General features: G+C 72.8%; 8 protein-coding genes. 4 read left to right on the forward strand and 4 right to left on the reverse strand.

What is annotated here, in order from left to right:
* Positions 1-139: 139 nt before the first annotated feature.
* On the forward strand, positions 140-772 hold the full coding sequence (locus ACH4K1_RS15625) for a class F sortase (protein WP_398089809.1): 633 nt from the start codon (positions 140-142) through the stop codon (positions 770-772).
* A gap of 45 nt (positions 773-817) precedes the next feature.
* On the opposite strand, the gene ACH4K1_RS15630 is transcribed toward ACH4K1_RS15625, so the two are convergent.
* Positions 818-1,609, reverse strand: coding sequence for a TSUP family transporter (locus ACH4K1_RS15630; protein WP_398089810.1), 792 nt, complete (start codon positions 1,607-1,609; stop codon positions 818-820).
* A gap of 287 nt (positions 1,610-1,896) precedes the next feature.
* On the opposite strand from ACH4K1_RS15630, the gene nirB reads away from it, so the two are divergent.
* The 3 genes from nirB to ACH4K1_RS15645 all read left to right on the forward strand — a co-directional run bounded on the left by nirB (position 1,897) and on the right by ACH4K1_RS15645 (position 6,380).
* Positions 1,897-4,545 carry a nitrite reductase large subunit NirB gene (nirB, locus tag ACH4K1_RS15635; protein WP_398089811.1) on the forward strand — a complete coding sequence of 883 codons (2,649 nt, stop codon included), beginning with the start codon at positions 1,897-1,899 and terminating at the stop codon, positions 4,543-4,545.
* Positions 4,545-4,940: a nitrite reductase small subunit NirD gene (gene nirD, locus ACH4K1_RS15640; protein WP_398089813.1), complete on the forward strand. Its 396-nt coding sequence runs from the start codon at positions 4,545-4,547 to the stop codon at positions 4,938-4,940. Before nirB ends, nirD begins: the two co-directional genes overlap by 1 nt.
* Before the next feature lie 273 nt (positions 4,941-5,213).
* Entirely contained in the window at positions 5,214-6,380 is a 1,167-nt protein-coding gene (locus tag ACH4K1_RS15645; RefSeq protein ID WP_398089815.1) for an alkaline phosphatase PhoX, read from the forward strand.
* Between the two features lie 83 nt (positions 6,381-6,463).
* Here ACH4K1_RS15645 and ACH4K1_RS15650 read toward each other — a convergent pair whose 3' ends face one another.
* The 3 genes from ACH4K1_RS15650 to ppdK all read right to left on the reverse strand — a co-directional run bounded on the left by ACH4K1_RS15650 (position 6,464) and on the right by ppdK (position 11,536).
* Entirely contained in the window at positions 6,464-6,877 is a 414-nt protein-coding gene (locus ACH4K1_RS15650; protein WP_398089816.1) for a VOC family protein, read from the reverse strand.
* 256 nt (positions 6,878-7,133) lie between these two features.
* The gene (locus tag ACH4K1_RS15655; protein ID WP_398089817.1) at positions 7,134-8,186 is read right to left on the reverse strand and encodes an ArsR/SmtB family transcription factor; all 1,053 of its coding nucleotides are present in this window, start codon (positions 8,184-8,186) and stop codon (positions 7,134-7,136) included.
* Between the two features lie 638 nt (positions 8,187-8,824).
* Positions 8,825-11,536 (reverse strand): pyruvate, phosphate dikinase, encoded by a 2,712-nt coding sequence (gene ppdK, locus ACH4K1_RS15660; RefSeq protein ID WP_228993484.1) that lies wholly within the window; start codon positions 11,534-11,536, stop codon positions 8,825-8,827.
* Positions 11,537-12,137: the final 601 nt, after the last annotated feature.

The following is a 12,137-nucleotide window of genomic DNA, read 5'->3' on the forward strand; positions in this document are numbered from 1 at the left end:
GCGGGGGCCCGGCCCGGGGCGACGGGAGCGACTGAACCGACGGCGCGGAAGCCGAACCGCCGCTTCCTCCCTCCGACCGGACGGGGCGCGTCCCCGAGCGCGCCCCGTCCGCCCCGTACCACCGACCGAGGACGACGCCGTGTCCCCAAGCGCGCAGAAGGCCAAGGGCTGGCTGGTGGGCATCGCCGTGCTGTGCGGTATCTGGCTCGTCCAGAACGGCCCCGGCGGCCAGTCGACCCCGCCGCAGCCCTCCAGCGCCCAGGCGTTCGCCGCCGGGCCGCAGCTCCGGCCCGGCTCGCCGGTCGCCGAACCGATGGACCGCTCCGAGCCGGTCCGCATCCGCATCCCGGCCATCGCGGTGGACGCCCCGATGACCCCGCTGGGGCTGGCCGCCGACGGCAGCCTCGACGTACCGCCGGACGAGGACCGCAACCTCGCCGGCTGGTACGGGGGCGGCGTCCCGCCCGGGGCGCGGGGCACCGCGATCGTCGCGGGGCACGTGGACAACGCGGAGGGGCCGGCCGTCTTCTACGCCCTGGGCTCCCTGGCCAAGGGGAACACCGTCGAGGTAGAGCGCGAGGACGGGCGCACGGCCGTGTTCTCGATCGACGCGATCGAGGTCTACGACAACGACGACTTCCCCGACCAGCGCGTCTACGGCGACGTGCCGCACGCCGCGCTGCGGCTGATCACCTGCGGCGGCGGCTTCTCCGAGGAGACCGGGTACCAGGGCAACGTGGTGGCGTACGCGCACCTCACCGGCGTGCGCTGAGAGGACCGGCCCCTCCGCGGCGCGCGCCGGGCGGGCGGGCGGCCCTCACGCGTTCCACTGGTCGAAGCCCAACTTGGCCACCAGCGAGAACACCACCGTCAGCAGCACCGCCCGGACGAAGCCGCTCCCCCGGCTCAGCGCCATCCTCGCCCCGACCGTCCCGCCCGCCAGGTTGAAGACCGCCATCACGGCGGCGAGCTGCCACAGCACGGTGCCCTGGTACGCGAACATCGCCAGCGCCCCCGCGTTGGTGCACACGTTGACGATCTTCGCCGTGGCCGACGCGGTCACCAGGTCCAGATGCAGCACGGCGGTCAGGGCCAGCACGAGGAAGGTGCCGGTGCCCGGTCCGAACAGCCCGTCGTAGAAGCCGATACCGCCGCCGACCAGCACGATCGCCGTGATGATCCGGGCCCGCGTCACCGGCCGGTCCGTGCCGTCGCCCGCCGCGGCCGTGCCGAAGGCCGGGCGCAGCATCACGAAGGCCGCGACCCCGAGCAGCACCACCATGATCACCGGGCGGAGCACGTCACTGCTGATCCCGGCCGCGAAGAAGGCCCCCGTCATCGACCCCGCGAGCGCCGTCAGCCCGACCCGTACCGCGAGCCCCACCCGTATCGGGGCCCTGCGCAGATAGGTCACCGCCGCGCCCGAGGTGCCGACGATGGCGACGGCCTTGTTGGTGCCGAGGACGTGGGCCGCGGGGACGTGCGGCAGGCCGAGCAGCAGGGCGGGCAGGAGCAGCAGTCCGCCGCCGCCCACCACCGCGTCGATCCAGCCGGCGGCGGCCGCGGCGAGACAGAGGAGGATCAGCGTGGTCAGGGATATGTCAGGCACGCCCCGACCTTAGGGCCTCGCGTTCCGGTCCCCTCGGGCCGACCCGGACGTGACGCCCGCACGCCTGCCGCCGCCCCTCACCGCCCCGCGTCCCGCACCGGCCGCACCCCTCCCCGACCCCACGCCTCCCGGCCCCGGGCCCCTCCCCCACCCCCGGGCGCCTCCCTCACAGGGCTCCGCCCCCTCCGCTGAGCGCAAGGTTCCGCCCGGGAAACAGCCGGGATGCCGCCGGGTAACACCTGCCGCCCACGCTCGGGGCATGAGGACAACCGACGGAGGCCACTGAGATGCCGGAGCCCACCTTCGACCCGAGCGCCACCGCCGCCGCGCCGCGAGGCGGCCCGGGCGCCGCCGCCCCCTCGGCCGCCCCGGCCGCGCCCGCCCGCCTCCCGACCATCGTGGTGGTGGGGCACGGCATGGTCGGCCAGCGGTTCCTGGAGGCCCTGGCCGAGCGCGGCCTGTCCCCGGCGGCCGGCGGCGCCCGGGTCGTCGTGCTCTGCGAGGAGCCCCGTCCCGCCTACGACCGGGTGCGGCTCACCTCGTACTTCGAGGGCCGCAGCCCCGACGACCTCTCCCTGGTGGAGCCGGACTTCCTGGCCCGGCACGGCTTCGAGCTGCACGTGGGCGACCCGGCGACGGGCGTCGACCGGGCCGGGCGGACGGTGACCGCGCGGTCCGGGGCGGTCTTCCCGTACGACACGCTGGTGCTGGCGACGGGCTCGTACCCCTTCGTGCCGCCGGTGCCGGGGAAGGACGCCCGGGGCTGCTTCGTGTACCGGACCATCGAGGACGTGCTCGCGATCGAGGAGTACGCGAAGGGCGCGGCCACCGGCGCCGTGGTCGGCGGCGGGCTGTTGGGGCTGGAGGCCGCCGGGGCGCTGAAGGGGCTCGGACTCGCCACCCACGTCGTGGAGTTCGCGCCCCGGCTGATGCCGGTCCAGGTGGACGGGGGCGGCGGCGCGGCGCTGCTGCGGACGGTTCAGGAGATGGGGCTGACCGTGCACACAGGGGTCGGCACGCGGGAGATCGTCGCGGACGAGGCCGGTGCGGTGACCGGGATGGCCCTCTCCGACGGGTCCTCGCTCGCCGTCGACCTCGTCGTCTTCTCGGCGGGCGTGCGGCCCCGGGACGGGCTGGCCCGGGAGTGCGGCCTCGCGGTCGGGGAGCGCGGCGGGATCGTCGTGGACGAGGAGTGCCGGACGTCGGACCCGGCGGTGTTCGCGATCGGCGAGTGCGCGCTGGCCGCCGACGGCCGGGTGTACGGGCTGGTCGCGCCGGGGTACGAGATGGCCCGGACGGCGGCCGAGGTCATCGCGGGCGGGCGGTCCGCGTTCACCGGGGCGGACCTGTCGACGAAGCTGAAGCTGCTCGGGGTGGACGTGGCCTCGTTCGGGGACGCGCACGGGACGGCCGAGGGGGCGCTCGACGTGGTCTACTCCGACGCCCGGTCGGGGGTCTACAAGAAGCTGGTGGTCGGTGCGGACGGAACCCTGCTGGGCGGGGTGCTGGTCGGGGACGCGGAGCAGTACGGCACGCTGCGGCCGATGACCGGCACGGTGCCGCCCCTCGCCCCCGAGCAGTTGGTGCTGCCGGCCGGGGCGGGCGGCGGTCCGGCGGCGCTGGGCCCCGCCGCGCTGCCGGACGAGGCGGTGGTCTGCTCCTGCCACAACGTGACCAAGGGCGAGATCCGCGGGCACACCACGCTGTCCGAGGTGAAGAGGTGCACCAAGGCCGGTACGGGGTGCGGAAGTTGCGTCAAGGTGATCGGGCAGCTGATGCCGCCGCCCGAGGAGGCGGGGCTGTGCGGCTGCTTCCCCTACAGCCGCGGCGAGTTGTACGAGATCGTCCGCACCCTGCGCGTCACCTCGTTCGCCGCGCTGCTCGACTCGCACGGCCGCGAGGAGGTGCGGGGCGGGGACGGCTGCGAGGTGTGCAAGCCGGCCGTCGGCTCGGTCATCGCCTCGCTCGCCCCCACGGTCGGCGCGAGCGGCTATGTGCTGGACGGCGAGCAGGCGGCGCTCCAGGACACCAACGACCACTTCCTGGCCAACCTCCAGCGCAACGGCTCGTACTCGGTCGTGCCCCGCATCCCGGGCGGTGAGATCTCCCCGGAGAAGCTCGTCGTCATCGGTGAGGTGGCCCGCGACTTCGGCCTCTACACGAAGATCACCGGCGGTCAGCGCATCGACCTCTTCGGCGCCCGGGTCGACCAACTCCCCCTGATCTGGGCCCGGCTGGTGGACGCGGGCTTCGAGTCGGGCCACGCGTACGGGAAATCGCTGCGTACGGTGAAGTCGTGCGTGGGGCAGAGCTGGTGCCGCTACGGGGTGCAGGACTCCGTGCGGATGGCGATCGACCTGGAGCTGCGCTACCGGGGACTGCGCGCGCCGCACAAGCTGAAGTCGGCGGTCTCCGGCTGCGCCCGCGAGTGCGCGGAGGCCCGGGGCAAGGACTTCGGGGTCATCGCCACCGCCCAGGGCTGGAACCTGTACGTCGGCGGCAACGGCGGGGCCTCCCCGCGCCACGCCGACCTGCTGGCCCAGGACCTGTCGGACGCCGAACTGGTGCGGCTGATCGACCGGTTCCTGATGTTCTACATCCGTACCGCCGACCGCCTGGAGCGCACCTCGGCCTGGCTGGAGCGGATCGACGGCGGCCTGGACCACGTCCGGGACGTGGTCGTCCACGATGCGCTGGGGCTCTGCGCGGAGCTGGAGCGCCTGATGGCCGACCACGTGGCGAACTACCGCGACGAGTGGGCCGAGACCCTCGACGACCCCGAGCGGCTGCGACGGTTCGTCACCTTCGTCAACGCCCCCGGCACCCCCGACCCCTCGGTGGGGTTCGTTCCGGAGCGGGACCAGGTCAAACCCGACCTGGAGCTGCTCGCGGGGCCCGTGCTCGCCGTCCGCACCCTCGAAGGGACCGCATCCTGATGACCACCGCGACGACCACGACCGCGCGGGAGACCGCGTCCACCGCCGCGCCCGCCCCCGCGCCCACCGCCGGGACCGTCCGGCTCGCCCACGGGGGAGGCTGGGCGGCGGTCTGCGACCGGGCGCTCCTGACCCCCGGGCGGGGCGTCGCCGTGCTGCTGCCGGACGGGGATCAGGCGGCCGTCTTCACGGACCGGGCGGGCGGGGTGTACGCGATCGGCAACCGGGATCCGTTCACCGGGGCGTACGTCCTCGCGCGCGGGCTGCTCGGCTCGGCCGGCGGGCGGCCCTTCGTCGCCTCGCCGCTGCTGAAACAGCGGTTCGACCTGACGACGGGCGCATGCCTGGACGACGAGGAGGCGTCGGTCCCGGTGTTCGGCGTACGCGTGGACTGACCCGGCGGAGGGGGAACGGCCGGGGGAGACGACGAAGCGGGGCGGGCCGTGCGGGCGGGCGGGCAGGCGGCTCAAGCCGTGCGGGCGGGCGCCGCGGGCCGTGCGGGCAGGCGGGCGCCCCGGACCGTGCCGAGGGGGACGCGGCCTGCGCAACTCCTCCGCCGCCCGTTCACCTGAACGTGACGCTTCGTCAACTTCGCGCTCCTACAGTCCTGACGCGCGACCCACCGGTCCGACCGGAGCGGTGGGCCCTCACTCATGCGTGGAGTGATCGTGGAACGTCGGAACTTCTTGCGCACCGCGGTGATCGGCAGCTCGGCGGCGGCCTTCGGCGGCACCCTGTGGCGGGGCGCCGCCTTCGCCGACCCGGCCCAGCCGGCCACCGGCCCGTACGGCGCGCTCCAAGCGGCCAACAGCGACGGCATCCTGCTGCCGCGCGGCTTCACCAGCCGGGTCGTCGCCCGCTCCGGGCAGACCGTGCCGGGCACCTCCTACCGCTGGCACAGCGCCCCCGACGGCGGCGCGACGTACGCCGACGGGTCGGGCTGGATCTACGTCTCCAACGCCGAGGTCTCCCCGAGCAGCGGGGGCGGGGCGAGCGCCGTGCGGTTCGACTCCTCGGGGACGGTGACCGCCGCGTACCGCATCCTGGGCAACACGAACAACAACTGCGCGGGCGGCGCCACCCCGTGGAAGACCTGGCTGTCCTGCGAGGAGGTCACCCGGGGGTACGTGTACGAGACCGACCCCTGGGGCGTGAACGCGGCGGTGCGGCGTCCGGCGATGGGGCGCTTCAAGCACGAGGCCGCCGCCGCCGACCCGGACCACGGGTACGTCTACCTCACCGAGGACGAGAGCGACGGCCGCTTCTACCGCTTCCGGCCCACGGTCTGGGGCGACCTGTCGAAGGGCACGCTCCAGGTGCTGGTGGCGGGCTCCGCCACCTCTGGTTCGGTGACCTGGGCCAACGTGCCCGACCCGGCCGCCTCCTCCACCCAGACGCGGTACCAGGTGTCCGGGGCGAAGGTGTTCAACGGCGGCGAGGGCTGCTTCTACGCGGCGGGCACCTGCTGGTTCACCACCAAGGGCGACAACCGGGTGTGGGCGTACGACGCGAACACCTCGTCGATCTCGCTCGCCTACGACGACTCGCTGGTGACGGGCGGCTCGGCCCCGCTGACCGGCGTGGACAACGTCACCCGGTCCGGCTCCGGCGACCTCTACGTCGCGGAGGACGGCGGGAACATGGAGATCTGCCTGATCACGCCGGACGACACGGTGGCCCCGTTCCTGCGGATCACCGGCCAGTCCGGTTCCGAGATCACCGGGCCCGCGTTCTCGCCGGACGGCAGCCGGCTCTACTTCTCCTCGCAGCGCGGGACGAGCGGAAGCTCCTCCGGCGGCATCACGTACGAGGTGAAGGGGCCGTTCCGCAGCTGAGACCGCGCCCGCGTGCGCCGGTGGCCCTCGGCGGCCCCGGCGCACGCCCCCCCGGCTCGGCGCACGCCCCCGTTCAGCCCTGCTCAGCCCTGCTCACCGGCGGCGGTGGCCGGGTCCATCCAGATGACCTCCCAGACGTGGTGGTCGGGGTCCTGGAACGAGCGGCCGTACATGAAGCCCAGGTCCTGCGTCTCGCCCGCCGGGAACCCGCCGGAGGCCAGGGCCGCGTCCGCGAGGCGGTCGACCTCCTCCCGGCTGTCGCAGCTCAGCGCCAGGATGACCTCGGTGGTCTTCGAGGCGTCGGCGACGTCCTTCTGCGTGAAGTCCTTGAAGCGCGGCTCGGTCATCAGCATGGCGAAGATCGTGTCGCTGATGACCAGACAGGCGGTCTTGTCGTCGCTGAACGCCGGGTTGAAGCCGTAGCCGAGCTTCTCGAAGAAGCCCTTGGTGGTCTCCAGGTCCTTCACCGGCAGGTTCACGAAGATCATCTGAGCCATGGTCGTTTCCTCTTCTCTCGGTCCCTCGGCGCCCGCGGTGCTCCGTCCGGCGCTGTCGATGGGTAGACGGCGAAGCCGCGCGGAACTCATCGGTGCACGGGCAGAAGATTGGCACGGCCCACTGACAACGCCCCTGACAACGCTCGCGGACGGCGCCTGCGGACGGCGCCGGCCGGCGGCCCACCCAGGCCAGCTCAGGGCCCCCGCCGGCCCGCCCGGGCCCAGCCCCGCCCCCCAGGCCCCCCTCGCCCGCCCCTCAGGCCCCCTCCGGCAGCGCGTGCGGGGCTCCGCCGCGCAGCAGGGAACTGCCCAGCGGGGTCAACGTGTGCAGCACCGAGCTGCCGTGACGCAGGGTCAGGACCAGGCCCGCCTCGCGCAGTACGGAGGCGTGCTGGCTGGCGGAGGCGAGCGACACCCCGGCCCGGCGGGCCAGTTCGCTGGTGGTGCAGCCGGTGCCTATGGAGGACAGGACGGCCGACCGGGTGTGCCCGACGAGCCGGCCGAGCCAGGGGCCCGGTTCGGCGAAGACCGGGGCGCCGGGGTGGGCCACCGGGTAGACGAGCACCGGCGGGAGCGAGGGATCGCGGTAGACGACCGGGGTGCCCCGGCAGAAGAACGAGGGCTGGAGCAGCAGCCCGCGCCCGTCCAGATGGAGATCGCGGTCGACCGGGTAGTCCGCCTCCAGCACGGGGGCGCGCCACCGGATCATCGGCGGGAGGGCGGCCAGCAGCCCGTCCGTGCCGCCGTCCAGCAGGGCCCGGCCGCGTACGGCGCGGTCCGCCTCGACGCTGGCCCGGATGTGCGGCCAGTAGGGCTCGACGGCCGCGCGGTGGTAGCTGCGGAGGGCGCCGACGAGCCGGGCGGGCGGCCCGGCGCGGCCGTCCATGAGCGCGGCGGGCAGCGCCGCGCCCGCCGCGCCCGCCCGGGCGCTCGGACCGCACTGACCGACCGGCCGGTCTGCCCGCTGCCGTACGCGTCCGGCGGCCATCAGCTCCAGCTCGGCGTGGACGCGGTCGACGGGGGTGTCGCGCAGCGCCTCCATTCCGGCGGCGAAACCGAATGGCTCCGCACCCCCCTGGGAGGGCGTCAGGAAATCCGGGAAATATCCGCGGGGCGGGACGACCGCCGCCAGCAACTGCGCTTCACCACTCAACCGCGCCCGGGATTCCGAACGCCATTTTCCGAACACCGTCGAAGCGCGCCGGTCCCTGAGCCGGTGGAAACTCAGAACGGTTTCCCACAGCGCGTCCGGCCTCGTGGCCATCCGCACCCGCGAAAGGTCCAGCCGGGACACATGGATACGCAGCACCGCTCCCCCACCTGTTGCATCCGCAATTACCCCCACCAAAGGGTATGCGGGTCGTCACAGGAGGTCACCACGGGGTTTCGGCCAGAAGTGAAAGGTCTCGCCCCACCTCGCTTCACCCGAAAGGCTGTACGGCGTCGGGTACGCATCCGGCGACCACCGGATGAGCACGTGAAGGCCGTGGGGGGCTTTGCGCGTTCGGCGGCGGTGGGCGACGGTGCGGCTCCGTACCCGACGGGGGTAAGCCGGGTGCGGTCCATGGGTGGGGATCCATGGACCGCACCCCGGTCTCCCGCCGGACACCCGAATTTCTTTGCGTATTAAACGACGCAACGGCGCAATGTGCTCTGCGCCACATTCCCCGCCCCGTATTCGGTGCGCGCTCCTGACCGCTTCTCGCCGCCGCCGGTCATTTCCGCGCACGGCGAAGCGGCGGCGCCCCCGCACAGGGCGCCGCCGCTTCGGGGTTCTCCGGGACCGCCGCGGGGCCGGTGCGCCCGGTGAGGGCCGGGCTTCGGCTTCCCGCTACGGCCCCGGAGGGGCAGGCCGTCGATGCGGCCGTGGTCGGTGGGCAGGGCTGTTCGTGCAGCCCTGCCCAGGAGGTCCGGGGTGTTCGTGCACCCCGGACCGGTGAGTCCGGGTCAGCGGCTGTCACTGCCCTTGGACTCGGCTGCGGCCCGGCCCGCCTCCAGGCGGGCTACCGGGATGCGGAAGGGCGAGCAGGAGACGTAGTCCAGACCCACCTCGTGGAAGAAGTGCACCGACTCCGGGTCGCCGCCGTGCTCGCCGCAGACGCCGAGCTTGAGGTCCGGGCGGGTGGCCCGGCCGGCCTCGACGGCGCTGCGGACCAGCGCGCCGACGCCGTCCTTGTCGATCGTCTCGAACGGGGAGACCCCGAAGATGCCCTTCTCCAGGTACGCGGTGAAGAACGAGGCCTCCACGTCGTCGCGGGAGAAGCCCCACACCGTCTGGGTCAGGTCGTTCGTGCCGAACGAGAAGAACTGCGCGGCCTCGGCGATCTGGCCCGCCGTCAGCGCGGCGCGCGGCAGCTCGATCATGGTGCCGATGGTCAGCTTGAGGTCGGTGCCGGTGGCGGCCTGGACCTCCGCGATGACGCGGTCGGCCTCCTCGCGGACGATCTCCAGCTCCTGGACCGTGCCGACGAGCGGGATCATGATCTCGGCGCGCGGATCGCCCTTGGCGTTCTTGCGCTGGGCGGCGGCCTCGGCGATCGCCCGTACCTGCATGGCGAAGAGGCCGGGGATGACCAGGCCGAGGCGCACACCGCGCAGACCCAGCATCGGGTTCTGCTCGTGCAGCTTGTGGACGGCCTGGAGGAGGCGCAGGTCGTTCTCGTTGGCGTCCTTGCGGGACTCCGCGAGCGCGACGCGGACCGACAGCTCGGTGATGTCGGGCAGGAACTCGTGCAGCGGCGGGTCCAGCAGCCGGACGGTGACGGGCAGCCCGTCCATCGACTCGAACAGCTCGATGAAGTCGGCCTTCTGAAGCGGGAGGAGGGCGGCCAGCGCGCTCTCGCGCTCGTCGTCGGTGTCCGCGAGGATCAGCTTCTCGACCATCTCGCGGCGCTCGCCGAGGAACATGTGCTCGGTACGGCACAGGCCGATGCCCTGGGCGCCGAAGCGGCGGGCGCGCAGGGCGTCCTCGGCGTTGTCGGCGTTGGCCCGTACGCGCAGCCGGCGCACCCGGTCCGCGTACGCCATGATCCGGTGCACGGCGGCGACCAGTTCGTCGGCGTCGTCGGCCCCGGCGTGCATCCGGCCCTCGAAGTACTCGACGACCGGGGACGGCACGACGGGCACCTCGCCCCGGTAGACCTTGCCGGTGGAGCCGTCGATCGAGACGAGGTCGCCCTCCTCGATCACGATGCCGCCGACCGTCATCCGGCGGCGCTTGGTGTCGACCTCCAGGTCCTCGGCGCCGCAGACGCAGGTCTTGCCCATGCCGCGCGCCACGACCGCCGCGTGCGAGGTCTTGCCGCCGCGCGAGGTCAGGATGCCCTCGGCGGCGATCATGCCTTCGAGGTCGTCGGGGTTGGTCTCGCGGCGGATGAGGATGACCTTCTCACCGGAGCGGGACCACTTGATCGCGGTGTACGAGTCGAAGACGGCCTTGCCGACCGCCGCGCCGGGCGAGGCGGCGATGCCCCGGCCGAGCAGTTCGGCCTTGGCGCTCTCGTCGAAGCGCGGGAACATCAGCTGGGCGAGCTGGGCGCCGTTGACCCGCTGGAGCGCCTCGGCCTCGTCGATCAGCCCCTGGTCCACGAGCTGGGTGGCGATCCGGAAGGCGGCGCCCGCGGTGCGCTTGCCGACCCGGGTCTGGAGCATCCACAACTGGCCGCGCTCGATGGTGAACTCGATGTCGCAGAGGTCCTTGTAGTGGTTCTCCAAGGTCTCCATGATCTGCATAAGCTGGTCGTACGACTTCTTGTCGATCGACTCCAGGTCGGCGAGCGGCACGGTGTTGCGGATGCCGGCGACGACGTCCTCGCCCTGCGCGTTCTGGAGGTAGTCGCCGTAGACGCCCTGGTGGCCGCTGGCCGGGTCGCGGGTGAAGGCGACGCCGGTGCCGGAGTCGGGGCCGAGGTTGCCGAAGACCATCGAGCAGACGTTGACGGCCGTGCCCAGGTCGCCGGGGATGCGCTCCTGGCGGCGGTAGAGCTTGGCGCGGTCGGTGTTCCACGAGTCGAAGACCGCGTTTATGGCGAGGTCCATCTGCTCACGGGCGTCCTGCGGGAACGCGCGCCCGGCCTCGGACTCGACGATCTTCTTGAACTGCTTGACCAGCTTCTTGAGGTCCGCCGCGGCGAGGTCGGTGTCGACCGTGACGTTCTTCGCGTGCTTGGCGGCCTCCAGGGCCTCCTCGAAGAGGTCGCCGTCGACGCCGAGGACGGTCTTGCCGAACATCTGGATGAGGCGGCGGTAGGAGTCCCAGGCGAAGCGCTCGTCGCCGGACTGGGTGGCGAGACCGGCCACCGAGGCGTCGGAGAGGCCGATGTTGAGGACCGTGTCCATCATGCCCGGCATGGAGAACTTGGCACCGGAGCGTACGGAGACCAACAGCGGGTCGTCGGCCTGGCCGAGCCGCTTGCCCATGCGCTCTTCCAGCGCCGTGAGGTGCGCGCTCACCTCGTCGCGCAGCTCGGTCGGCGCCTCGCCGCTGTCGAGGTAGACCTTGCACGCCTCGGTGGTGATGGTGAAGCCCGGAGGGACGGGCAACCCGAGGTTGGTCATCTCGGCGAGGTTGGCGCCCTTGCCGCCCAGAAGATCCTTCAGATCCTTGTTGCCCTCGGTGAAGTCGTAGACGAACTTCTGGGGATCTTTGTTTTCCGACACGGGTCTCGACTCCTCGAGGACGCGGTGGCTGCCCTGACGGCGAGGAACATACCCAGATCGAAGGCGTATGGGTACGTCCACCTGGTCGTCATATGGCCGCAACCACCCGTCCGCCAGCAGATCTAAAGGGTCGTCCGGCCGGAGCACGGAAATCCTTGGCTTCACCTCCCGAAGACGACATGGCCGAAACTTGACTCGACCCACTCATCTGAGCGAATCCGGGGGCAGGTGAGTCCACTTCTCGAACACATCAAGGTGGCACTGAGTGCCACGTCTTTCAGAAGTGCAGCCGCCTCCATTTCGCTCATCTGAGCGCAACCCCGATCAGGGGTGGCGTGAATCACGCTCGATTCGGGCTCGGTATTTCAGGATCCGGACGCCTCGGAACGCCTCAGCCAGTCGCCGAGCGCCCCGGGACCGACCTCTTCCAGGCTACGGGCGAAGGCCCTCCCCCGCGCGGGCTGCGCCGGCAGCAGCGAGGGCACGACCAGCACCGCGCACCCCGCCGTGGGGGGCGCCCGCGCGGGGCGGGCGCGGGGGCCGCGGCCGCGCGGGCGGGCTACGCCCCGCCGGGGGCGCCGGGCCACGGCGAGGAATCACA

This window comes from Streptomyces sp. NPDC017448 (assembly GCF_044330565.1).
Lineage (GTDB): Bacteria > Actinomycetota > Actinomycetes > Streptomycetales > Streptomycetaceae > Streptomyces.

Bases quoted from the DNA above. Each gene is read 5' to 3' on its own strand.
- nirB (WP_398089811.1), top strand. From the start codon at position 1,897: ATGCCGGAGCCCACCTTCGACCCGAGCGCCACCGCCGCCGCGCCGCGA.
- nirD (WP_398089813.1), top strand. From the start codon at position 4,545: ATGACCACCGCGACGACCACGACCGCGCGGGAGACCGCGTCCACCGCC.
- ACH4K1_RS15650 (WP_398089816.1), bottom strand. From the start codon at position 6,877: ATGGCTCAGATGATCTTCGTGAACCTGCCGGTGAAGGACCTGGAGACC.